Origin of the sequence: Psychroflexus planctonicus, from assembly GCF_014640195.1 — a bacterium.
Lineage (GTDB): Bacteria > Bacteroidota > Bacteroidia > Flavobacteriales > Flavobacteriaceae > Psychroflexus > Psychroflexus planctonicus.
Genome location: NZ_BMGM01000001.1, coordinates 363,688 through 388,367, shown reverse-complemented (window position 1 = coordinate 388,367; position 24,680 = coordinate 363,688). Strand labels below are relative to the sequence as shown.

The window sequence follows — 24,680 nt, the reverse complement described above, 5'->3', positions numbered from 1 at the left end:
ATTCATTTTGTTACGTAATTGTAAATTATTCATTACATGTTAGTTAAAATTAATATATTTTTTGTAGTTTAAAAAATATTTCACACTTTTACATCAAAATCCCACAGCAAGATTTAAATAGTGTTATTAACTAACTGAACATATTTTGAGAAAGATTAAGCTTTTCGTGCTGCGGGTATTTAGGAAATTATCCCAAAATTATGTACCCAGATCAGTAATATTACTTATTGATGCTTTTATTGTTTTTCTAGCATTACAACTTACTTTTTTTTTAATAGACACGGTACAGCCTTCAATAGATTCTCTAGTTCATTTTTTCGATTTTTCAAAAGAACTATTTATCCTTTTTGGTATACAGTTGGTTTACTTTTTTGTATTCAATTCTTACGCTGGAATTGTAAGGTATACCGGTTTTAAAGATGCTTTTAGGCAGCTTCAAACTACATTGTTTACTGTTGTTACAGCGTTAATTATAAACCAAATACTTTTTCAATTTAATGGTGTTAAATTAATTGTAGATGCTGGTGTAATTATATATGGTTTTATCGCATTTTCATCTTTATATTTTTTTAGAATTGTAGTAAAAAGAGCTTATCAGCTTATTCAATCTTCAAAAAGTACTTCCAATGCGTATATTTTAGGAACAGAACTTACCGATGTGGCTATTGCCGAAAGTATTATTTCGGACACACAAAAAAAGTTTGAAATTGTAGGTTTCATTTCAGAAAATAACAAACCCAAGAAAACTAAAATCTTCACTTTGCCTATTTACAGTTTAGAGCAGCTTTCGTATAATGTTAAAAAGGGTTCTTGTGTTATTGTTTCTGCAGAAAAACTCCAAAAATTAACCAACACAAATTCTAAGTTAATCAACCAACTATTAGAATTGAATCTGAAAGTTTACAAGCTTCCTGAGTTGCAAAATTGGGATGATAAATCTATTTCCTCTGGAATAAAGAAAGTGAATTTAGAAGACTTATTGCAACGAAGCCCTATTAAACTAAGCAAAGGAAAGCTGAGAAGTTTATATGAATCTAGAGTTGTTTTAGTAACAGGAGCAGGAGGTTCTATAGGTAGCGATATTGTAAGGCAATTAATTCCTTTTGAACCAAAGAAAATTATTTTGCTAGATCAGGCAGAAACTCCTCTGCATCACATGAGTGTGTTTTTAGACAAAGAACATCCTGAAATTAATTACGAAAAAGTTATTGCAGATGTAACCAATGTTCATCGCCTGCAATATGTGTTTGAAAATTATGCTCCTGAAGTTGTATTTCATGGAGCTGCCTACAAACACGTACCCATGATGGAAGCCAATCCAATTGAAGCTTTAATGGTGAATTATCTAGGGACAAAAAATTTAGTTGATTTATCTCAAAAGCATAAAGTAAAACGCTTTGTGTTTGTTTCTACAGATAAAGCCGTAAATCCAACAAACATTATGGGTGCCTCTAAACGCAGCGCAGAAATATACGTGCAATCTGCAAGTAGAAACCGTTTAAATACTACGGCTTTTATAACCACTCGTTTTGGAAACGTACTGGGTTCTAACGGCTCTGTGATTCCTCATTTTAAAAGACAAATTGAAAGCGGTGGACCTGTTACTGTTACACATCCTGAAATTACTCGCTTTTTTATGACCATAGACGAAGCCTGTCAATTGGTTTTAGAAGCTGGTGCTATGGGAAAAGGTGGAGAAATATTTGTGTTTGATATGGGTAAACCTATAAAAATTGTTGACTTAGCTAAACAAATGATTCGTTTATCTGGCTATGTTCCAAATGAAGATATTGATATTGTTTTTAGCGGTTTACGCCCAGGCGAAAAACTCTATGAAGAATTGTTAGCAGATAAAGAAAATACACAACCTACACATCACCAAAAAATACTTATTGCAAAATCTTCTTTTGAATTTGATACAGAAAATTATCAATTAATTGAAGACCTAACCGAAGGCATTAAAGCATGTCAAACCCAAAAAGCTATCAAAATTTTAAAGGCAATTGTTCCCGAGTATAAACCTGCATCTATAAGTGTAACTTCTAAAGTAGTGGGCTAATAACCTGACTTCGATTATATTTACAAAGTCAAAATCAATAAGTGTATTTAGTTACAAGGTAATTTTTTGATCGATAGCAATAGCTATCACGATAAAAATTAACGCAGTAAATGGATGTTCTTATTGAACGAAATATAATATTCAGTTTTAAACAGCAATCTACTTTACTTTTTTACTCCGCAATATCCTGATATTACGTCATAAAAAAGGCTCGTATCTTACTATTTAAAACAGTTTTGACAAACTGAGAATAACCAAAACCAGGCTAAAAGATTGGAAAAACACCCAATTCTTTTATCTTAGTAGCTACTTTATAATTAACGTAAGTTAGTATATCTTCATCTTCTTCTGTAAATGCATTCAGCGTGTTCGAGTCTATGTCTATTTGGCCAATGTTTTCCTTCTCATAAAACAAAGGAATTACTATTTCAGATTTCACATTAATGTTACACGAAATGTAATTGTCTTGCGCATTTACATCATCAACTACAAAATTTTGATTGCTTTCTGCAACCTGACCGCAAATTCCTTTCCCAAATGGAATAATTTCATGGTCTGTGGGTAAACCCGCAAATGCTTTTAATTTCAGTTCTCTTTTGTTTCCATTTTTAAAATAGAAGCCAACCCAATCGTAATGCTTCACTTCACTTTTTAATACTTCACAAATCCTGAAAAGCAACGTGTCAAAGTTGTCTGTAGTAGCACAAATCTCATCTATTATCGGTTTCAAATTTTCCAATTTCATTTTTTTTGCAAAAGTATTCATATTTCAATCCAAGTACTTTTTTTAAATGCCTATTTTTGTTAAACCTATTTTAAATTTAAACAATTGAATTTTACATTCATTCAAAAAAATAAAGCGGTTGTAAAGTTTCTTCTTATTTTTTTTGGAAGCTACCTAATTCTTGCAGCAGGATATAAATTGTATCTTCATTTAGGAAGTTCAGAAACTTATTTTCCAGATTACATAACGCATTTAGTTGCAGTGCAAACCGAAAGTGTTTTGCAAGCATTGGGCTACGAAACGTTTAGCATGGCTTATGAAAAAAATGCATCGGTGCGAATTGGCATCAAAGACCAGTTTGTTGTTCAAGTAATCGAAGGTTGTAATGCAGTAAGTGTTATTATTTTATTTCTGTCTTTTATCTTAGCATTTTTCTCCGGATGGAAAAAAACACTTTTGTTTATTTTTGGAGGTTCCGTTTTAATTTACACTTTAAATGTTTTACGGATTGCATTAATTACCATAGGCATTTATCATTATCCTCAATATACCGATTTATTGCATGAAATCTTGTTTCCATTATTTATCTATGGTGTAGTATTTCTTTTGTGGATTATTTGGGTAAATCGCTACCAAAAACCAAAAACTTTAAAAGATGAATAAAGCATTAAAAATAGGCTTAATTTTCTTTTCTTTTGTTTTATTGGCACTTGTAAGAATGTTTCAAACAGAACTTTTTACAGATCCTTTTATCGATTTTTACAAAGGGAATTATCTGCAAAAAACGCCACCAAATATTGACGAATTAAACTTATACATCAATACTGCTTTTCGATATTTTCTAAATACAATAATCAGTCTTTTTGCTATTTGGATTGCCTTTCCTAAAAAATCTGTATTAAAGTTTTCGTTGGTTTTTTATGGGGTAGCTTTTATAGTGTTAATGCTCACAAAAATAATTTTAATTCACCAACTTACACCAGAATTATACAGCACTTTATTTTATGTGCGGCGCTTTTTAATACAGCCTTTGTTTGTGATAATTTTGTTACCCGCTTTTTATTATCAGCACAAAGTACAAAAAGACAAAGCATAAAAAAACTTGGTAATTTCTCACCAAGCTTTTATTGTAAAAAAGTTAGAATTATCGACTAACTTCTATAATTTCAAAAGTAATTTTTCCGTTAGGAACAGTAATTTCAGCAGTTTCGCCAGCTTTTTTGCCTAAAAGCCCTTTTCCAATAGGAGAATCAACAGAAATTTTTCCTGTTTTTAAGTCTGCTTCACTTTGAGCTACTAATTTGTATGTAACCGTTTGTTGGTTGGCTGTATTCTTCAATTTCACGTTTGAGTGAATCAATACTTTTGAAGTATCTAATTGCGACTCATCTATCACTCTTGCATTGGCAACCACTTCTTCTAGTTTTGAAATGCGCATTTCCAACATTCCTTGCGCTTCTTTAGCTGCATCGTATTCTGCATTCTCACTCAAATCTCCTTTGTCTCTTGCTTCAGCAATGGCTTGTGAAGCTTTTGGACGCTCTACATCGCGTAGCTGATCTAGCTCAGCTCTCAATTTTTTCAGTCCTTCTTCAGTATAATAAGATACTTTACTCATAACTCCTTCGTTTAAACATATAAAAATAAAGAATCCCGCTCTGGCAGGATTCCAAGTACAAATGTACTAATTTTGTTTTTATTATCAATTTAGTTTAAATTCAATTCAATATGAAAAAAATATGGACACTTTTATTAATAAGTACTCTATTTTTAGGATGTGAAGATGACGATATGCGAAGAGAGAATCCATATTTATTAAATTTGAGAATTGATGTAACAATAAACACCAATTTACCTCAATATAATTCTCTAAACTTTCCAGGAAATGCAGTTTATTACCCTGGAGTTGGCAACGATGGAATAATTATAGTAAACACAGGTCCAGGAATTGTAGCATGGGATGCATCAGATCCTAACGAAGTTCCCAGAGACTGTACTCGCTTACAAATACAAGGTTTATCTGCTGAAACCACTTGCGAGCCACCAAATGCCTACAGCTTAGTAGATGGACAACCCTTAGAGTCTGGAGAACTTCAATTTGGACTCTTTAATTATAGAGTAGAAGAGAACGGAAATGTTATTCGCGTTTTCAATTAAATTGAGTTCTATTTTGTATTTTTTTTGATTGTGCAGCTAAACATTCACTTTAATTTTTAATCTAAGGAAGATATTTACATTGTAACTAAAATAAAATTTTCAAATTTACGATGCCGAACCTGTCTGACTGAACAGGCAAGCTGAAATTAATCAATAAGGCGGTCTTCTAAGTTTGCTACTGAAAAATGCAAAGAAACCTTTTTACCTCTAGCTAGTTTTGAATGATGATAAGCAAAAAGAATTTGCTGCTTAAATTGAAGCGAAATTAAGTATCGATCTGCCATAAAATAAGATTGTTTCACTTCTGCTTCCCACTGCTTATTTGAAAGGTTTAGTTCAATTTCATGCGGGTAAACCACATAATTTTGAGCTGAATTCCCACCTAAAAATTCTCCAGAAATAAGATTCACTTCTTCAAATAAAGAAGCCACTTTATAAGATTTAGGTTGCAGGTAAAGCTCTTCTGGGGTTCTAAAATCTAGCATTTTGCCTTTTTCTAATACCAAGGTTTTATCTGAAAAGGAAAGCATGTCTTTTACATCATGGGTGGCAAATAAACAGGTTATTTTTTCTTTTTTTAAATATGAAAACAACTCTCTTCTCAACTGATTTTTCTTGTATTGATCTATATGGCTAAAAGGTTCGTCTAGTAAAACTAAGTTTGGTTTTTTAGCTAAAGCTTGTGCTAGTGCAACGCGCTGTTTTTGTCCGCCGCTTAAATATTTTACTTTAGTTGTAGCCAATTCTAGTAAGTCTACGGTTTTTAATAAATCCTGAGAAATAACTTCATTTTCTTCAGGGTTCATTCGGGAAAGGTGTTTTTTTAGGTTTTCTTCAACGCTAGTAAACGGCATTAAATCGAATTCTTGTGTGAGTAATTTTACATCGTCAAGACCCGGAATTAAATTATAAGCAGGGCCGAGTACTTTTTTTTCGTTCCAAAAAATCTCCCCTTCATCTAGGTCTAAATTTCCAAAAATAAGATGTAATAAAGTACTTTTCCCACAACCACTTTCGCCAATAACCGCAACATGTTCACCTTTTTTTACTTCAAAATTGATGTTTTGTAGCGTTGGTTTTTCTTTGGTATAAGCAAAATGTAAGTGGTTTACTTTTAGCATAGTGGTTAGAGCAATTGTACAGCATCTTTTGCAAAGTAACTAGCAATTAAACTGGCACCTGCGCGTTTTATGGCCAATAATTGCTCTAGCATTACCGCATCATGGTCCAGCCAGCCTTTTTCTGAAGCGGCTTTAATCATGGCATATTCGCCACTAACTTGGTAAACGGCGATGGGAAGTTGTACTTGGTTGGCCAAATCTCGAACAATATCTAAGTAACATAAACCGGGTTTAACCATTACAATATCTGCACCTTCTTGAACGTCTGCAAGTGTTTCTTTAATGGCTTCTTTTCGGTTTGCAGGATCCATTTGGTAGGTTTTTTTATCTTTCGGTATGTCTTTTACATCTACTGGCGCAGAATCTAAAGCATCGCGAAATGGTCCGTAAAATGCAGATGCGTATTTTGCAGAATAACTCATAATTCCTGTATGGTAAAAACCTTCATCTTCTAAACGCTGACGCATGACTTGAATTCTGCCATCCATCATATCGCTTGGTGCAACCACATCGGCACCAGCTTTAGCATGGCTTACAGCCATTTCCGCTAAAAACAAATTGGTGGTATCGTTTTCAATAACACCATTTTGTACAATTCCATCGTGTCCGTAAACTGAATAAGGGTCTAAGGCTACGTCTGTCATGACTAGCATTTCTGGAACAGCTTGTTTTACGGTGTCTATGGCACGTTGCATTAATCCGTTGGGATTAATAGCTTCTGCACCGGCATTGTCTTTCAACTTTTCATCTACTTTTACAAAGAGTAAAACCGACTTTAACCCCATTTGCCAGAGTGTTTTCACTTCCTGAGTTAAATGGTCTAAACTCAAGCGGAAATAATTAGGCATAGAAGCAATTTCTTCTTTCACGTTTTTGCCTTCTACCACAAACAAAGGAACAATAAAATCGTTTGGGCTTAAGCTTGTTTCTCTAACTAAACTGCGAATAGCTTGATTGGTTCTAAGTCTTCTAAAACGTTGATTAGGATACATGTTTATTGTTTTTTCTGAAATACATCAATATAAAAATCTACGGTTTTTTCGATGCCTGATTCAAAGTTTTCTTCCGCTTTCCAGCCCAAATTGTTTTCTAGTTTGGTAGCATCAATAGCATATCTAAAATCGTGTCCAGGTCTGTCGTTTACATAAGTGATTAATTCTTTATAGGAAGTTTGGTTTGCACTTGTGTTTTTTTCATCTAAAAGTTCACAAATTTTTTCGGCTATGTAAATGTTGGTGCGTTCGTTACGTCCACCAATATTATAAGTTTCGCCTAGATTTCCGTCCTTCATTACCAAATCTATTCCTTTACAATGGTCGAGTACAAACAACCAATCGCGGATGTTTTTACCATCGCCATAAATTGGGATTGGTTCTTTTGCCAAGGCTTTCCGAATAATGGTAGGAATTAACTTTTCTTCATGTTGATGCGGTCCGTAATTATTAGAGCAGTTAGTAGTAACTACAGGCATTCCGTAAGTGTGAAAATAACTTCTTACTAAGAAATCTGATGATGCTTTAGATGCGCTGTACGGACTATTTGGAGCGTAAGGTGTTTCTTCGGTAAACAAACCTGTTTCGCCTAAAGTTCCATATACTTCGTCTGTTGAAACATGAAGAAAACGCGCACTTTTAAATTCTTTTTTTAATTGAAACGGTCCATCCATCCATAAACTAAAAGCTTTGTGGAGCAAATTAAAAGTTCCTGTAATGTTGGTTTCAATAAAAGCTTCAGGGTTTTTTATGGAATTGTCTACATGCGATTCTGCTGCAAAATGAAAGACTTTTTCAAATTGATATTTTTCAAATAAATCTTCTATCAACTTTTTATCGCAGATGTCTCCTTGCAAAAAAGTGTAGTTTTTAGCTTGGCTTACTTCAATATTTTCTAAGTTTCCAGCATAAGTTAGTTTATCCAGATTTACATAATGAAAGTCTTCTTGTGGTACTTTATAATTTAAAAAGTTAGCGCCAATAAATCCGGCTCCACCTGTTACTAATGCGTATTTCATGATGATATATGTTAGTTAATAATTTGAGCTAGTATTCTTTCAGTAATTAAGTACGTTGGTTTTACTCCGGTTGTTCCTAAACCACCTGAAGCTAATGTACTGCCTGTTTCTAAAGGATTGTCGCTAGCGTAGTATGCATATCTTACTTTTACATCTTTGCTAATGTTAAGGCGAAGCATTGCCGAAGCTTGTATGGCTTTTTGGTAATGCGCACCTTCCATTTCTAGACCTACAACACGCCAAGAAGATTTATGAAAAAACTCTAAAATATCTTTATTTTGAAGCGATGTGCCTAAAACCGTTACCATGGCACCATCAAAAACCTGAAGACCGTGACCTCCAAATTCTTCTATTCGAAGCTCATTTTTAAATGGGTAATTATCGGCTGTGCCTTCAAATAAGTGCGCATTTGGAATCATAATGTCTCCTTTTCCGCCTTGTAAAATTCCGGCTTTTCCCATGATAGAAATGGAATCTACATTCATAAATTTACGCTCTTCATCAAGTTTAATAGGTTTTAGCAATTCATCCATGGTTTCGTAAGCTTGTTCTCCAAAAGCGTAATCCATTACAATAATTACATCATCTTCTTTATCTTTTACTTGAAACTGAGAATGCTTGTTTTGTAAATTTTTTAAATCGAAAATTTGTACGTCTATATTAGTGCCGCTTTCATCTTTAATGTAAATCATGCCTTGCTCGGTAGCGTGTTGTTCTACCTTTTTACGCATGCTATTGTTTTCTGGTTTACTCAATGCTTCAAAAGTGGCTAGTATGTTGTTCTCATCAACATCTTTCCCTAAAGCGCCTTTGGCATACAAAGTATTCATTACCGAATGCATATTGGCACTGATAATATGAATTTTTCGATCTAAAAGCTGATGATTTGCTAATGTTTTTTTGATGTTCTCTGCCCAAACTTCACCATGAATGTGATGTCCTAAGCGTTCTCTGAGCACTGGACTAAAGGTAATTACTCTTTTGTTGTTTTTTACTTCTTCATCTATGGCCAATTTTCCTAAATTGTAGATGATGTTTAAAAACTGATCTGGGTTGTTTTTAGTAGCAAACTTTTTATAGACTTGGTTTACTTCTAAAAAAGTTCTGCCTAAAATATTTGCTGTGTGAGTAATGGCAATTTCTCGTTGTGGTTGGTTGAGTTCTTTTCTATATTTTATGGCTTCTTCAAGCTTTTGCCAATCTCTATTTACGTGTCCCGCTTCATTGATGATGACGCGTTTCATGATTTTATGAGACTCGATAAACATGAAAGTTAGGTGGGTTAAAATATCATAAATTTCTGAGCGACCACGGGTAATTTCAATATTCATTTGCTCTTCATCAATACGGTAGCAATTTCTTCTTCGTTTAGGCGGAACAATGGCTTGAAAATGAGAATCGGAATAGCCTTCATCACTTGTTAGGTTTATAAACCTACATTCTTCAATACCTAGAGGAAGTCTTTCAATTATGTAAAGCAGACCGTTTAGTTCTACTTTTTCTTCAGCAATACTGCCATAAATTTCTGGTCTTAATGTTAATAAAGACTGGCGTAAGGTTTCTCCAGAAATACCCATGGGTTTATAAAAACCGCGTATAAATAAATGGCGCATAGTGATGTAAATGCGTTCTATGGCGTTGGTGCTTTCTCTTGCTCTACTTCTGGTTATATCTGGTAAACTTTTCATATGTATTATTCTTATTTAATCTGCCTTTTGGGTAAAAGGTAATAATTGTTCTGCTATTTCTCTATCGTTAGATAACCGGGGTATTTTATTTTGTCCTCCAAGTTTGCCCCGAGCACTCATGAATTCTTGGAAACCATCTTTTTCAATTTTTGTAACTACTAACTTACGTAGAATATTTCCACTGATTAAATCGTTGTAATAGGAGTTTTGTTTTCTAACCGAATGGTCTATAGTGTTGATGAAATCTTCCATATTATCAGGTTCTTTTTGAAACTCGATAAACCATTCATGATATGGTAAACCTTTTTCTGGTTTGACCTGAGGAGCCACGGTAAATTCGCTGATTTGTGCTTTGTGTTTTTGGCTTGCTTCCTGTATGGCTTGCTCTACTTCTTTTGCAATAACATGTTCTCCAAACGCAGATGTAAAGTGTTTTATTCTACCAGAAACAATTACGCGATATGGTTTTGTTGAAGTAAACATTATGGTGTCGCCCACATTATAACGCCAAAGTCCAGCGTTGTTCGAAATAATCATTACATAATTTACATCTGTTTCAACATCTTTAATGGTATACACTTTTGGGTGTTCTTCAAAAAATTCGTCTGCTTTAATGAATTCATAAAAAATTCCGGCATTGAGCAGAAGCAGCATCCCGTTTACATTTTGCTTGTCTTGGTAAGCAAAAAAACCTTCAGAAGCGGGATAGAGTTCAATACTGTCTATTTTTTTGCCAACTAACTCTTCAAACTTAGAACGGTAAGGTTCATAATTTACTCCTCCATAGATGAATAAACTAAAATTTGGAAATATCTCGCTGATGCTTTTTTGGTGCTTTTTAACTAGAATTTCAAAGTAGGTTTGTACCCATGAAGGAATCCCGCTAATGAGTCTCATGTCTTCTACTTCAGTCTCTTCTACAATTTTTTTAATTTTAGTATTCCAGTCTTCAATGGTGTTGGTTTCCCAGCTTGGCATTCGGTTGGCTTGTAAATAGGCTGGAATAAAGTGTGCTACAATTCCGGAAAGTCTTCCAAAATGAATTCCGTTTTTTTGGTCTAGCTCTGGGCTTCCCTGCAAAAATATCATTTTACCATCTACAAATTCTGTATTTCCAGTTTCGTGTATGTAACTTAAAATGGCATTTCGAGCCGCATCAATATGGTTTGGCATGGAATCTTTGGTTAACGGAATGTATTTTGCTCCGCTGGTTGTACCTGAAGTTTTGGCAAAATACAATGGTTTTCCTGGCCATAAAATATCTTCTTTTCCGGCTACTGCTTCTTCAACATAAGGTCGTAAAGCTTCATAATCTGAAATGGAAACTTGTTTTTGAAAAGTTTCATAATTTGAAATTTTTTCAAAATCGTGTTCTTTACCAAACTTGGTATGTTTGGCTTTAGCAATTAAATCCTTAAAAACGCGCTCTTGACTTTTAACCGGGTTGTTTGACCAAGAAGCGGTTTTGTATGCACTAATTTTTGCATAAATTTTTGCACCTATTTGTTTTAAAGACATATTATTCAAAACTTATAAATTCGGTTGGGTCTATGGGGTTTCCATCAATCCATAATTCAAAATGTAAATGTGTGCCCGAGCTCAACTCGCCTGTATCTCCTGCTAAGGCTATAACTTGTCCTGCCTTAACCAAGTCGCCTTGTTTGGTAAGCAAAGACGAATTGTGTTTGTACACAGAAATTAATCCAAATTGATGTTCTACAATTATTACATAACCTGTTTCTACAGACCATTCTGCAAATATAACCGTTCCGTCTGCAGTTGCTTTTATAGGCTCGTCTTTTTGGGTGGCAACATCTACCGCATAATGTTTGGCTGGAGCGTTGTAATTAGAAGTTACAATTCCGTTTACGGGCGGATATAAACTAAAATCTGACCTAAAAACGGCTTCTTCCATTAAATTGTATTTGTCTTCTTGTTCTACTTCTTCTCTTAATTCTGCATCTGCTTGCGAAGCGGAAAAATCTACATCAGTTGGGTCAATTTTTTCTTTTACAGGTGTAGAACTCGTATCGTTTTCATCGTCGGCATCTTCACCACGAAGTACAGAACGTATTGAATTCAAGTACTGATCGTTTTTACTCATTTTCATTTCTAAAGAATCTACTTGGTAAGCCAAAGTGGTAGCTTTTTTTCTCAATGCAGTAGAAGAGTAGCCTGGTATATATTCACGTAACGGAGTAAAGGCAATAAAAACGCTGGTTAAGACAATAAGTAATATGGCTGAAAAAACGCCAATTAAAATTACATTTAAACGGTTTACTTGAAAAGAGATGCGCTCTTCAAATGTATCTTCATTCAAAATTACCAAACGGTAACGATGAAGCATTTTTTGTAACAGCTTATCCTTTTTCTCTTTTTTCTTACCCATCTAAAAATACTATCTGGCAAATATACATTTTAACGTTTACATGAAAGTTAATTAATTTGAAAGCCTGCTAGATTAGGCATTTATTTAACCACAATTTTATTATGTACCAGCAAATATCAACAAGCTTATTTTTAATTTCTAATGCTTTTCAACTGAAGCTTAACTCTATTTTAATTAGATGTATCTTTCATTTGTTTTTAATTGTGTAATTTTGCACCAAATTAAAAGCATATGAATAGTTTATTTGTAATAATGGGAATGGTTGGACCATGGCAAATTGCAATTATTGTCGTGTTGATTTTACTGCTTTTTGGCGGTAAAAAAATTCCTGAATTAATGCGAGGTCTTGGAAGCGGAATAAAAGAATTTAAAGATGCTTCGAAGGAAGAAGGAGATGAGACTGAAGATTCAAAAAAGACAATTAAGTAAACTGAATTTTGAGATACAAAACAAAAAAGCGCTTTTAACGAAGCGCTTTTTTTGTTGAAGAAATACTGATCCTACATCAACTTTTTCAATTGCTACAACTCAAGTTTATTTTTAAAATTAAAAGTAGTGAACTATAAAAAGAAATTCCACACCAAACCAAATCTAAATCTGAAGTCTCTTAATGCATAACCTGGAGCGGTAAAGTTGGTATTTCCATTAAAGAGATTGGTTACATTTTCTAGCGCAAAAAAGAGTCTAGCTGTTCTTAACTTCGCATTAAAAAATACATCTACATTATAAAACCCATCCAAATTTGTAAAATCTTGAACTACAAATTCATTTAAAATCGGGTTAAACATATTGGAGTTAAAGTCTGAAAAGTATTTTAAGGTAACTCCAGTTTGAATAAAAGTGGCTTTTTTGAACCAATGATCTTGATAATACAAGCTATTACGTGTAACCAATTCTGGAGTGGGTAGAAGCTTAGCTCCATTTAAGGTATTTTGATACATCAAGGTATGATGCATGCCAAAAACACCAAATTTCATATCGTTTGTAGCTTTTAATTTGGCATACCTAACATCTTGATCTGTAGCTTGAAAAGCTTCAACATTTCTAAACACTTCGTTTATATTTTCAGCTTCTCCTACGGTTCCAAAATAGGTGAAATTGTTTATTTGCGTTAAAGAAGCTTCAATTTTACCATATTTTTTATGGCTGATTTCTCCACCTAAAATTTGTGTGTTTATGTTGCTAAAATCATTAAACCAATTGTAGTTTTCGTAAGCACTTTGAAAAAGCAAATAGTTTAAATTGGGTGCTCGAGAACTAATAGATAAATGCGCATTTACATTTAGGTTTTCTGTTAATTTATAATTGAGTTGCCCATTTAAAAAGCTGCCATCAAAATCTCCAGCAAAATTGTATTTTGCTTCCCCTTGATAAGATAATCTGCCTATTTTATTAGCGTAACTTCCACCTAGGCTATATATATTTCCATTCAAAAGGTTTGGGATTACATTTCCGTCATTTTGTACAATAATAGAATTATACTCATATCGGTAATCTGTAATTTTTGCAGAAAACTCAAATTTACCTAGAAGCCGTTGGTAGTAATTTGCTTTAAATTCGTTTATATATTCAAAGTGTTTTACTTCGTTTTTTATGTCTTCATCTTCAAGTGAAGGACCAAAATATTCGTTTGCTTCCCCTTGTGCATAAGAATAATTTTTGTCTTCTGCACTAAATTCATGTGCAATTCGTACTTGGTTATTTTGTGTAGAATCGTTTCCGCGAATCAAGATGTATTCTTGGTCTAAATAAAATCGGTTTCCCCATAAACGGCTAAAAGCATCTTGAAATTGAACAGCTAGCGAAGCTCTGTTTTCAAACTCAGGAACTTCTTCTTCAAAATTTTCAATACCTTCAGAAGTTAATCCACCGTTTTCTTGTTGCTCTAAATCTTGAGATGTAAAATGAAAACGGAGAAAATATCGATCTGATTTATTTCGGTAATTGAAACTAGTTTTAAAATTGTTGGCTGTAGAACGAGCATGTACATATTCTCCTAGCGAATTCAATGCTTCATATCCTATTGAAAAATTAAGTCTAGGATTTAAATTAGTGGTAAAAAACGATTTTAAATTTTGACCTTGTTCTAAAACGGTTTTAAAGTAAAATTCAGTTAAAGGAGTAGGCGTCTCGTAGTAATAAATCTCATCTTTAGAAGTGTAGTTGTAATGTTTTGCAGTAGCTCCAATAGTGGGATTCAACGAAAAATCACGAAAATTGTACCCCAATTTATTGTAGGTCATTCCTACGTTATGAAATTGAATTAACTCAAAATTATCTTGACGTAAATAATTGGCTTTAAAGTATTTTTGTATACTCAAAGAAGTATCTACCACAGTTGTATCTCTTTCCCGATCAATAATCTTGTATTCTGATGCAGGTGGCATGTCGTCTTTTTTGTTCACTCTTTGGGAGCTTTCTTCTCGATCGGCTCGATTAACCCTTTCTCCAGAAGCTCGACCATCGTTGGTTTTCTTTAAAGTTTGAGCCTGCATTGAGCCCAAAAAGAGTAGAAAAAAAATATAAATTAAATAGCGATACATAGATTTGTAAACAATAGCCGCAAAAGTAGCATTATTTTAAGGAATGATTTTTCAATTGAAGCACTTCTTAACACTAAACTGAAAATTACTACTTTTGAAGCTATGCTGAAAGCTTTTTTAAATCCTGATTTTTTAGAATGCGGTACAGACGAAGCTGGTCGTGGTTGCTTAGCTGGACCTGTTACGGCCGCTGCTGTAATCTTACCTGAAAACTTTGTTAATGAAGTGCTTAACGATTCTAAGCAATTAAACTTGTTGAAACGCAATCAATTAAGAGAAGTAATTTTACAAGAAGCAATTGCTTATGGAATCGCACACATCATGATGGAAGAGATAGACCAAATTAATATTCTTCAAGCTTCTATTAAAGCCATGCACAAAAGCATAAGCCAATTGCAACCCCAGCCTGAATTTATTTTGGTAGATGGCAACAAATTCCACAATTACGGAAAAATCCCACATCAATGTATTGTAAAAGGCGATGCAAAATATTTAAGCATTGCAGCAGCTTCTGTTTTAGCTAAAACTGAACGCGATGCTTTTATGGCAAAGATTCATGAAGAATTCCCCATGTACAATTGGATAAAAAACAAAGGTTATCCTACTAAAGAACATCGGGCGGCCATCCAGAAATACGGCATTACAAAATACCATAGAAAAAGCTTCAAATTATTGCCCGACCAGTTGGCTTTTTCATTTTGATGCTTTTTTCGGTTAGAAATAAAAAGGGAATCGGATTCCATCAATTTTCTTTTATTAAAGCCTTACTTTATTCAATTAGTTTTAAAAAAATTCTGTTGCTTTGCAATATAATATATTTGTGCTATGAAGTTTGTTTTCAGTCTCTTTCTTACCTTTTTACTTCTGTCTTGTACTTCATCTACGCAACCATCAGCATGGCGTCCAATCGATTTAATTCCGTCTTCCTCCATCTTGATATTTCAAAGTGAAGATTTGGCAAGCACTTCTTCAACATTATTAAAAAATTCTTTTTTTGAAGAAAATCAAGACTTACCTATTTTTAAAGAAGTGGCAAATCAAGTTGAATTTTTTAATCAGTTTGAAACGGCTGCAAATGGCGTGTTTTGTTTTTCTGCAGTAGGAAAGAAAGATATTGCTGCCAGCTTTATTGCTTCATCTGAAGATGTAAATTTTCAAGGATTAAAAGCTGAAATTTCCAATCATAAAACCTTCAATTACGAAGGCAAACAAATACACGAGTTCACTTGGAAAGAGAAAAATCTGTATGCAGTTTGGTTTGAAAATAATATTTTGGTTAGCGATTCAAAATTAATTGTAGAAAATAAAATTCGAGATATCGAAAACCAAATTCCTATAGATGAAGCTTTTACTGATGTGCTCAAAACGGTAGATGGTGATTCGCCAAGCTTGTTTTTACACTTAGATGAATTTAAAAATATATACAATAAAGCTTTTGCAGAACATACCTATTTTTTGTTTAGTAACTTAACCGATTGGGTTGCATTAGATGTAAAGATAAATTCAGATAAATTACAATTAAGCGGCGTAGGTATAAATAATCATGCTCAAAAAAGAAAAGTAGGTTTGTTGAAAAACCAAAAGCGTATTCAGCATGAAATTGCCAAGCTAGTCCCGTTAAATGCCATAGGTTTTGAAAGTTATGCCATTACTGATTTTGAAGCTTATTTAGCACAACGAAAAACACTTGGTTTACCAGATAAAACCAAGTATCAACCCATTTTAGAACACTTAAGCGAAGTAAGTAAAATTCACTTTACTAATCAAGATTTAGTAGTGTTGCGAAGCAAGAAAGCAGCAACAACTTTAGAAGATTTAAAACCTTTAATGGAGTTTCAAAAGAATTTTAGAAATTTTGAAATTTTTCAATTGAACGAAACGGATTTGCTTCAAATTTATGCACCGCTTATCGTGTTGAAGCAAGCTAATTTTGTAACGCAAATTGAAGATTTCTTTGTGTTTTCCACTTCTGTTGAAGCCCTTGAAAATACCATTATAAATCACGTTAATCGCTTAAGTTTACATCAACAAAGCAGTTACCAAACGCAAGTAGAAAAATTAAGCAACGAGTCTACCGCTTTGTTATACGCATTGTCAGAAAATTGGGCAGATTACATGCAAACCAAGAGTCATTCAACTTTTAAACAAAATGTAAAGGCACTTTCGTTTTCAGATTACAAAGGTTTGGCACTGCAAATGAATGTAGATGAAGAATACGCTTATTTAAACGCCGTTTTACAAGAAACAAAACAAGATATTGAAACGGCTGTGGTTAAGCAAAAAGGCAGATTTAAATTAGAAACAAAAACCTTAAATAAACCCCAGTTTTTTACCAATTGGCGTACCAAGCAACGCGATGTTTTTTTACAAGACCAAAATTTACAGACCCAACTTTTAGATGATAACGGTAACCTGATATGGGATAAAAAATTGAATGAAGTTATTTTAGGTCAAGCCATTGAATTTGATATTTACCGAAATACAAGACTTCAATTGGCTTTTGCTACTGAAAATAAGATTTATGTATTGGATAAAAACGGAAATAATGTAGCGCCATTTCCAATTCAATTAAAAGAAAAAATCACGCAACCCCTGCAAATTTTTGATTACGACAATAATGGTAAACACCGATTTATTATTTGTCAAGGCAACAAAATGAAAGCCTTTAACAAAGAAGGAAAACAGGTAAAAGGTTTTGCCTTTACAACTGATAATTCAGCCATTAGCCATCCACCCAAGCACTTTAGGATTGGTAGAAAAGATTATTTGTTAGTGCAAGAAGCTTCAGGGAAACTTCATATTTTAGACCGAACTGGGAAAGAACGGGTTTCTTATACAACCGATGTTGAATTTTCTGGAAATCCTTGGTTTCTCTACGATGGTAAATTTACTTCCACTACCAAAGATGGAAATTTAGTGCAAATTTCAGAAGAAGGAAAATTAGAAATCACCGAAAAAGATTTATTGCCCACGCATTTTATTTCAGCAAACAACCGACTTTTGGTCACGCTTTCTGAAAACATACTTCAAATAAATGAAGTACAAATTGAATTAGATTATGGCTTGTACACTGCTCCGCAAATCATACAAAGTCAAGACAAAACTTGGGTAAGTGTAACCGATACGCAAGCTAAAAAGCTCTATGTTTTTGATGAGTTTGGAAATGCATTGAAAGGCTTTCCTGTTTACGGAAATTCTGCTGTAGATTATTTTAGCACAGAGGCTAGTAAAATTCAACTGATGTTAATGGGCGAAGAAGATTCCATTTTGTTTTATGAAATCAATTGATTAGTTTATTACTTTTAACTTAGCTAAATCTGTATTTTTTCTGCTCGGATTGCAAATCCGAATTATCTGTTATTCGGTTTGTAAGAGTTTAGCATAATCCGAAGTTGCAAACTTCGGATAGCATATGTTTAGTTATACCTTTATCCCGTTAGGTGTTTTTTTATTTTACTACCACTTTAAAAGTTTCAGCTTTGCGATGGTGTAAACTTAATTTTAAAATAAAAATACCCGTTTCTAAATCGCTTAAATCCAATTTAAACTCAGTTTGGTTGTGAGAAAGAATGTTTTTATAAAGCATTCCATTGATACCATAAACTAAAACTTCTCTGACATCTTTTGCATTGGTTAATAAAAAATGATTTCTTTCGGGTTGGGGTAACAATTCAATTTCTATTGGAGCGTTGATTATTTCATCAATACTTAAAAGCATAGGGTCACAGCTAGATATAGAATCTAAATTGGAGTAAAACAATTCAGTATTTTTAAATGCACAGCTCAATTCGCCAACTTGATTAATATCAGGTTCACCCCCAGGCGCATTGATTAATGATATCGATCCAACACCTTCTATCCATTTTGCACTTTCAATATAAGTTGAGTTGTTTGGTGTCGGGGTAAAATAAAAATACTTGTTGTTATTTCCGTTTTCATTTTGTTGCAACCTGATGGAATCCAGCATAAAATAACCTGCATTAGTTGGAAAAGGTGTCAACGGATTTTTCATATTTATCGAATCTCCTTCTTCTAAAGAAAAATCGTATAATAAGATGTCTTCAGCATATTGAGGTTGCGTAATGGTGAGAAATACTTTTTTCTCATTTACATCTTCTCGAATTAATACATTTCGATTTATATAATGATAACCATCTAAGATTTTGTATTCTTTGCCATTTACTATGGTATCTCCATCGGTATAATATATGTCTGTTCCACAACCAAAATAACAACTGGTAAATTGCCACTCATTCAATTCGTCCAATAATGGCGTGTAATCTTGAGCTGTGGCTCCAAGTCCAAAGATAAAAAAGCTTAAAAGTAACGTGTTTCTCATTATATTAAAAGAAGTAAAAATCAAGATTTTAGCGTATTAACTACAACAAATTTAAAGTTTATTTTGTTCACAAAAAAGATATTCGGCTTATAAGAGTTTAGTGTAATCCGAAGTTGCAAACTTCGGATAGCGTTACCTACAGGGTAGTTTAGTATTTTATTTCTGCTCGGATTGCAAATCCGAGCTATCTTTATTTTTGGGAGCATGGCTCACAAATCTTCATAATATTGTGTAGACCTAAAAAGAAGAAAAGGGGCAGCGCTCTGAAATCTATAATTATTGAAGTGTAACATTCTCTGCTCGGATTGCAAATCCGAGCTATCTCTGTTATCTGTTATTCGGTTTGTTAGAGTTTAGCGTAATCCGAAGTTGCAAACTTCGGATAGCCTTACTTATGGGATTTGAGTATTTTACTTTCGCTCGGATTGCAAATCCGAGCTATCTTTATTTTTGGGAGCATGGCTCACAAATCTTCCTAATATTGTGTAGACCTAAAAAGAAGAAAAGGGGCAGCGCCCTGAAATCTATAATTATTGAATTGTAGCATTATTTTTTCGGATTGCAAATCCGAATTATCTGTATCTATAATTATTGAAGTATAGCATTATCTTTTCGGATTGCAAATCCGAGCTATCTCTGTTTTATTTTAATTGAAACGGTCTAACTTCTAAACCAAACCTAATCATTCAGCTTCAACACCGCCATAAAAGCTTCTTGCGGAATTTCTACATTACCAACTTGGCGCATGCGTTTTTTTCCTTTTTTCTGTTTTTCTAACAGTTTTCGTTTACGTGAAATATCTCCACCATAACATTTGGCAGTAACATCTTTACGTAAAGCTTTTACGGTTTCACGAGCGATGATTTTGGCGCCAATTGCCGCTTGAATCGGGATATCAAATTGTTGTCTTGGAATGAGTTCTTTCAACTTTTCACACATTTTCTTACCAATGTTGTAAGCATTGTCTTGGTGAATTAATGCCGAAAGCGCATCTACTGTGTTTCCGTTTAAGAGTACATCTACTTTTACCAATTTCGATTTGCGCATTCCAATAGGCGAATAATCAAATGAAGCATAGCCTTTGGAAACAGTTTTCAAACGATCGTAAAAATCGAATACAATTTCCGCTAGCGGCATATCGAAACTCAATTCTACGCGCTCGGTAGTCAAGTAACTTTGGTTGGTGATTTCCCCACGTTTTTCGATACATAAACCCATTACAGGTCCAACAAAATCGGCTTTGGTAATGATGCTGGCTTTAATGTAAGGTTCTTCTACATGACTTAAAGTCGAAGGTTCAGGTAAATCACTTGGATTGCTCACTATAATTCCTTCATCAGGATTTTTGGTGGTGTATGCCAAATACGAAACGTTAGGAACGGTGGTAATGACCGTCATATCAAATTCACGTTCTAAACGTTCTTGAATGATTTCCAAATGCAACATGCCTAAAAATCCACAGCGGAAACCAAATCCTAATGCAGCCGAACTTTCTGGTTGAAAAACCAAAGAAGCATCATTCAATTGTAGTTTTTCCATGGAAGCACGCAAATCTTCATATTCTTCGGTATCCACTGGATAAATTCCAGCAAAAACCATGGGTTTTACATCTTCAAAACCAGAAATTACCGCCGTTGTTGGTATTTCTGAATCGGTTATGGTATCGCCTACTTTTACTTCGCGGGCATCTTTAATACCCGTGATGAGGTAACCAACATCACCTGCTTTTATTTCATTTCTGGGGAATTGCTTTAACTTTAAGGTGCCGATTTCATCAGCGCCATAAGATTTGTTGGTAGCAACAAACTTAATTTTCTGGTTCTTTTTTATGCTTCCATCAAAAACCCGAAAATAGGTTTCCACACCCCGAAACGGATTGTACACCGAATCGAAAACCAAAGCACGCAAAGGTGCATCAGGATCTCCTTTTGGAGCGGGAACACGTTCGATAATGGCTTTTAAAATTTCATCGATGCCCAAGCCTGTTTTGGCGCTGGCAGGAATTACATCCGAAGCATCGCAACCCAGTAAATCTACTATATCGTCGGTTACTTCTTCTGGATTGGCACTGGGTAAATCTACTTTATTCAACACAGGAATAATTTCCAAATCGTTTTCTAAAGCCAAGTATAAGTTGGAAATGGTTTGTGCCTGAATACTTTGTGCGGCGTCTACAATAAGCAAAGCGCCTTCGCAAGCCGCGATGGAACGCGACACTTCGTAGGAAAAATCAACATGACCTGGGGTGTCGATTAAATTCAGTGTGTATTCTACACCTTCATGTGTATGCACCATTTGTATAGCGTGACTTTTAATGGTAATTCCACGTTCACGCTCTAAGTCCATACTGTCCAGCAATTGCTCCTGTTTTTCGCGAGAGGTAACCGAATTGGTTGAATCCAACAAACGATCTGCCAAGGTGCTTTTTCCGTGGTCGATATGGGCTATAATACAAAAGTTTCTAATGTTTTTCATACACAAAATTCATGCTTCAACTGCTTCCGCCGTCTAATTTTTTGCAAATATAAACTATTTGCAAGGCTCAGCATAAAAATGCCGAAATTCTGCTTTTAATTTGATAGCTTTTGGCGGATAGCCAAGAGCCAAGAGCTACTGGCTAATAGCTTAATAACACATTTCAACATGAGTACATTTCTATTTCCTTACATTTGTTCCTAAAAACAAACATGCAAATTTCAGTAGAATTAACCCTAACACCCATTCAAGACGATTACGAGCCGGCTATTATTCAATTTATACAAGCTTTGCGCGATTCGGGTTTAGCCATGAAGGAAAATCCGTTAAGCACCCAAGTTTATGGCGAATACGATGAAGTAATGCAAGTGCTCAACAAAGAAATGAAAGTAGCTTTTGAAGCCATTGAGCGGGGTTTGTTGTACGTAAAAATCGTTAAATCCAATCGAGCGGACTATGAACCCCATTTTTAATCAGTTACTCGAACCTTACCAAGGTGTAGAAACGCATTTACTAGTATTAGAAATCCTTGGGGTGTTTTTCGGACTGCTCAGTGTTCTCTTTTCTAAACGGGATAACATTTTGGTTTTTCCAACGGGCATCATCAGTACTTTGATTTTTGTTTATATTTTATTGGTGTATGGTTTGCTGGGCGATATGCTCATTAATGTGTACTATTTTATCATGAGTGTGTACGGTTGGTATATGTGGACTAGAAAAGTTTCAAATGAAGCCTATTTGCCCATTACTTCGTGGACTAAAAATGAACAACGTACCAGCTTGATTTTGTTTATGGCTACTTTGGTAGGTGTGGCTTTGGTGTACCAAGTATTCAACAAATGGGAAAATTGGGTTTCGTATGCAGATGTGGTCACCACAGGCATCTTTTTCGTCGGCATGTGGCTCATGGCCAAAAAGAAAATCGAAAATTGGCTTTTCTGGATTGTTGGCGATTTTGTTTCCATTCCCATGTACATTTACAAAGGTTTGCTGCTTACCGCCATTCAATATTTTATCTTCGGCTTAATTGCTATATTTGCTTACTACGCATGGAAAAAGAACTTGAACAAGCCCAAAACGGAATTATTAAAGTAGTTTTATTTGGTCCGGAAAGCAGCGGGAAATCTACTTTAGCAAAAGCTTTAGCCGAACTATTTAATACGCGCTGGGTACCCGAATACATGCGGACGTATCTGCAAAAAAAATGGGATCAGCATAACGAAATCTGTACCGAAGAAGACATGATTCCCATTGCCAAAGGACAAATTGCCTTGGAAAATAAAGAAGCTAAAAAAGCGAATAAAATCTTGTTTTGCGATACCAATTTGCTTCAAAATTGGGTGTATGCCAATGTGTATTTTGAAAATTATACCAATCCTTTGCTGGAAAAACACGTCGAAAAACACGAATATCAATTGTATATTTTATGTGACATCGATGTCCCTTGGAAGCCTGACGACTTACGCGACAAACCCAACGAAAGAGAAAAAATGTTTGCTATATTTGCTAACGAACTAACTAAGCGCAATTTACCTTACATTAAAACTACCGGAAGTTTAGCACAGCGTTTGGCGCAATGTAAGCCCATTTTGCAGAACCTATTAAATGAATAAAACCATGTTTCAATTCAATGAAAATGATCAACAACAACTTAAAGCACTAAACATAAGCCAAGAAAAGGTAAATCGGTATCTCGAAATTTTTGAAGAAGGAATTCCTTTTTCTGAAGTCTGCTCTGCTGCTAATATCAACCAAGGAATTGAAGCCTTTACAGATGAAAAACTACATGATTTTGTTGAAAAATACGATGCCGAATCTCAACTAAAAGTAGTAAAATTTACTCCAGCTAGTGGTGCAGCAACCCGAATGTTCAAAGCCATGCATCAATTGATGGAAAAAGCTAATTCAGTTGAAGAATTTAGCAACTTATTGCAAAAAGAAAAATATGCGGGTTTGCAAAAAATGGCAAATCAATTAGATGAGCTTCCTTTTTATGATGCCATTGAAAGCGGCATCGAAAATTTTGAAAGTTTAAATCAAACTGAACAAGCTTATCAAGCTTTTCAACTCATGTTAGCTGAAAATGGCTTGGGATTGGATGCATTACCTAAAGGATTAATTCCGTTTCACGATTACAACAAAACCACTGTTTCTGCCTTTGAAGAACATTTTTACGAGGCTGCCGCTTATGCTTCAAAAGAAGGAAAAGCACATTTGCATTTTACCATTTCAGAAGAACACCTCACTAAATTTGAAGCTGAATTCAACGACATCAAAAACCGTATTTCAAAAGAAACCCAAGTGGAATTTGAAGTTTCATTTTCCTTTCAGAAGAAAGCCACCGATACCTTGGCGGTAGATATGCAAAATCAGCCTTTTCGCTTAGCCAATGGAAAATTATTATTCCGTCCTGGCGGTCATGGTGCGTTAATTGAAAATTTAAACGATGTAGATGCCGATGTCATTTTCATTAAAAACATCGATAATATTTCGCATCGAAACAACTTAGAAAGCAATGCGTTTTACAAAAAAGCTTTAGCTGGATACTTGTTGGAAATTCAAGAAAAAACCTTTGAATTAATCCAAGCTTTACAGAACAATCCAAGTCAAGAAATATTGGACAAAGCGGCTCATTTTCTACAAGATTCCTTGAATGTTGACCAAGATTTAGAAGACGCACAAAAAATGATTCATCATTTAAACAAACCGATTCGCGTTTGTGGAATGGTAAAAAACGAAGGCGAACCCGGCGGCGGTCCGTATTGGATGGTCAATGGAAAAGGAAACACTTCCTTGCAAATTGTAGAAAAATCGCAAATTGATTTAAACAATCCCGAACAAGCCAGTATTTTAACCGATGCCACGCATTTTAATCCAGTCGATTTGGTTTGTGGAGTAAAGAATTACCAAGGGGAGAAATTCAATTTATTGGAATATGTAAATCCAGACCGTGGCTTTATAACTGAAAAATCGGTAGAAGGAAAAGCCTTAAAAGCATTGGAGCTTCCTGGTTTATGGAACGGCGCCATGGAATATTGGAACACGCTTTTTGTAGAAGTTCCGTCTAGCACGTTTTGCCCTGTAAAATCGGTTAATGATTTGTTGAAGCCCTTGCATGTCAGTGGGCAGCATTTATAAATTGAAAGAAATAACTTGGTTTGGATGTTAACCACT

22 protein-coding genes are annotated in these 24,680 nt (G+C 34.4%); 11 read left to right on the top strand and 11 right to left on the bottom strand.

Features of this window, described 5'->3' with window-relative positions; genetic code table 11:
- Nucleotides 1-145: 145 nt before the first annotated feature.
- Nucleotides 146-2,059, top strand: a complete 1,914-nt coding sequence (locus IEV72_RS01855; RefSeq protein ID WP_229731765.1) for a polysaccharide biosynthesis protein — start codon at nt 146-148, stop codon at nt 2,057-2,059.
- 265 nt (nt 2,060-2,324) lie between these two features.
- Here the strand turns inward: IEV72_RS01855 and IEV72_RS01850 are convergent, their stop codons facing one another.
- Nucleotides 2,325-2,804 (bottom strand): XrtF-associated fRMsr-like GAF protein, encoded by a 480-nt coding sequence (locus tag IEV72_RS01850; RefSeq protein ID WP_188457369.1) that lies wholly within the window; start codon nt 2,802-2,804, stop codon nt 2,325-2,327.
- A gap of 84 nt (nt 2,805-2,888) precedes the next feature.
- Here IEV72_RS01850 and xrtF point away from each other — a divergent pair, with 84 nt between their 5' ends.
- Together xrtF and IEV72_RS01840 are read left to right on the top strand one after the other, a co-directional pair.
- Entirely contained in the window at nt 2,889-3,446 is a 558-nt protein-coding gene (gene xrtF / locus IEV72_RS01845; protein ID WP_188457368.1) for an exosortase family protein XrtF, read from the top strand.
- Nucleotides 3,439-3,879, top strand: coding sequence for an exosortase F system-associated membrane protein (locus IEV72_RS01840; protein ID WP_188457367.1), 441 nt, complete (start codon nt 3,439-3,441; stop codon nt 3,877-3,879). The genes xrtF and IEV72_RS01840 overlap by 8 nt, the downstream gene beginning before the upstream one ends.
- Nucleotides 3,880-3,927: 48 nt before the next feature.
- Here the strand turns inward: IEV72_RS01840 and greA are convergent, their stop codons facing one another.
- On the bottom strand, nt 3,928-4,401 hold the full coding sequence (gene greA, locus IEV72_RS01835) for a transcription elongation factor GreA (protein ID WP_188457366.1): 474 nt from the start codon (nt 4,399-4,401) through the stop codon (nt 3,928-3,930).
- A 110-nt stretch (nt 4,402-4,511) separates the two neighbouring features.
- On the opposite strand from greA, the gene IEV72_RS01830 reads away from it, so the two are divergent.
- Nucleotides 4,512-4,940, top strand: coding sequence for a hypothetical protein (locus IEV72_RS01830; protein WP_188457365.1), 429 nt, complete (start codon nt 4,512-4,514; stop codon nt 4,938-4,940).
- Nucleotides 4,941-5,086: 146 nt separating this feature from the next.
- Here the strand turns inward: IEV72_RS01830 and IEV72_RS01825 are convergent, their stop codons facing one another.
- The 6 genes from IEV72_RS01825 to IEV72_RS01800 are packed head-to-tail and all read right to left on the bottom strand — an operon-like array spanning nt 5,087 to nt 12,149.
- The gene (locus tag IEV72_RS01825; RefSeq protein WP_188457364.1) at nt 5,087-6,061 is read right to left on the bottom strand and encodes an ABC transporter ATP-binding protein; all 975 of its coding nucleotides are present in this window, start codon (nt 6,059-6,061) and stop codon (nt 5,087-5,089) included.
- Between the two features lie 5 nt (nt 6,062-6,066).
- Complete coding sequence (gene hemB, locus IEV72_RS01820) at nt 6,067-7,053, bottom strand: porphobilinogen synthase (RefSeq protein ID WP_188457363.1); 987 nt, start codon at nt 7,051-7,053, stop codon at nt 6,067-6,069.
- A 2-nt stretch (nt 7,054-7,055) separates the two neighbouring features.
- Complete coding sequence (gene rfbB, locus IEV72_RS01815; RefSeq protein WP_188457362.1) at nt 7,056-8,072, bottom strand: dTDP-glucose 4,6-dehydratase; 1,017 nt, start codon at nt 8,070-8,072, stop codon at nt 7,056-7,058.
- 11 nt (nt 8,073-8,083) lie between these two features.
- On the bottom strand, nt 8,084-9,760 hold the full coding sequence (locus IEV72_RS01810) for a DUF6909 family protein (protein WP_188457361.1): 1,677 nt from the start codon (nt 9,758-9,760) through the stop codon (nt 8,084-8,086).
- A 15-nt stretch (nt 9,761-9,775) separates the two neighbouring features.
- Nucleotides 9,776-11,278: a GH3 auxin-responsive promoter family protein gene (locus IEV72_RS01805; protein ID WP_188457360.1), complete on the bottom strand. Its 1,503-nt coding sequence runs from the start codon at nt 11,276-11,278 to the stop codon at nt 9,776-9,778.
- A gap of 1 nt (nt 11,279) precedes the next feature.
- Nucleotides 11,280-12,149: a M23 family metallopeptidase gene (locus IEV72_RS01800; RefSeq protein WP_188457359.1), complete on the bottom strand. Its 870-nt coding sequence runs from the start codon at nt 12,147-12,149 to the stop codon at nt 11,280-11,282.
- A 231-nt stretch (nt 12,150-12,380) separates the two neighbouring features.
- On the opposite strand from IEV72_RS01800, the gene IEV72_RS01795 reads away from it, so the two are divergent.
- Entirely contained in the window at nt 12,381-12,578 is a 198-nt protein-coding gene (locus IEV72_RS01795; protein WP_188457358.1) for a Sec-independent protein translocase subunit TatA/TatB, read from the top strand.
- A 131-nt stretch (nt 12,579-12,709) separates the two neighbouring features.
- Here IEV72_RS01795 and IEV72_RS01790 read toward each other — a convergent pair whose 3' ends face one another.
- The gene (locus tag IEV72_RS01790) at nt 12,710-14,644 is read right to left on the bottom strand and encodes a putative porin (protein WP_188457357.1); all 1,935 of its coding nucleotides are present in this window, start codon (nt 14,642-14,644) and stop codon (nt 12,710-12,712) included.
- Nucleotides 14,645-14,794: 150 nt separating this feature from the next.
- Between IEV72_RS01790 and rnhB the strand changes: the two genes are divergently transcribed.
- On the top strand, nt 14,795-15,394 hold the full coding sequence (gene rnhB / locus IEV72_RS01785; RefSeq protein ID WP_188457356.1) for a ribonuclease HII: 600 nt from the start codon (nt 14,795-14,797) through the stop codon (nt 15,392-15,394).
- Between the two features lie 123 nt (nt 15,395-15,517).
- Entirely contained in the window at nt 15,518-17,980 is a 2,463-nt protein-coding gene (locus tag IEV72_RS01780; protein WP_188457355.1) for a hypothetical protein, read from the top strand.
- Nucleotides 17,981-18,140: 160 nt separating this feature from the next.
- Here IEV72_RS01780 and IEV72_RS01775 read toward each other — a convergent pair whose 3' ends face one another.
- Together IEV72_RS01775 and lepA are read right to left on the bottom strand one after the other, a co-directional pair.
- A complete protein-coding gene (locus IEV72_RS01775; protein WP_188457354.1) occupies nt 18,141-19,031 on the bottom strand; it encodes a T9SS type A sorting domain-containing protein in 891 nt (296 codons plus the stop codon).
- A 678-nt stretch (nt 19,032-19,709) separates the two neighbouring features.
- The gene (gene lepA, locus IEV72_RS01770) at nt 19,710-21,506 is read right to left on the bottom strand and encodes a translation elongation factor 4 (RefSeq protein WP_188457353.1); all 1,797 of its coding nucleotides are present in this window, start codon (nt 21,504-21,506) and stop codon (nt 19,710-19,712) included.
- Nucleotides 21,507-21,718: 212 nt separating this feature from the next.
- On the opposite strand from lepA, the gene IEV72_RS01765 reads away from it, so the two are divergent.
- Genes IEV72_RS01765 through IEV72_RS01750 form a run of 4 tightly spaced genes read left to right on the top strand, consistent with a single transcriptional unit; the run spans nt 21,719 to nt 24,644 of the window.
- Nucleotides 21,719-21,979, top strand: a complete 261-nt coding sequence (locus IEV72_RS01765; protein ID WP_188457352.1) for a thiamine-binding protein — start codon at nt 21,719-21,721, stop codon at nt 21,977-21,979.
- Complete coding sequence (gene pnuC / locus IEV72_RS01760) at nt 21,963-22,601, top strand: nicotinamide riboside transporter PnuC (RefSeq protein WP_188457351.1); 639 nt, start codon at nt 21,963-21,965, stop codon at nt 22,599-22,601. The genes IEV72_RS01765 and pnuC overlap by 17 nt, the downstream gene beginning before the upstream one ends.
- On the top strand, nt 22,556-23,119 hold the full coding sequence (locus tag IEV72_RS01755; RefSeq protein WP_188457350.1) for an AAA family ATPase: 564 nt from the start codon (nt 22,556-22,558) through the stop codon (nt 23,117-23,119). The genes pnuC and IEV72_RS01755 overlap by 46 nt, the downstream gene beginning before the upstream one ends.
- Nucleotides 23,112-24,644: a DUF4301 family protein gene (locus IEV72_RS01750; protein ID WP_229731763.1), complete on the top strand. Its 1,533-nt coding sequence runs from the start codon at nt 23,112-23,114 to the stop codon at nt 24,642-24,644. Before IEV72_RS01755 ends, IEV72_RS01750 begins: the two co-directional genes overlap by 8 nt.
- Nucleotides 24,645-24,680: the final 36 nt, after the last annotated feature.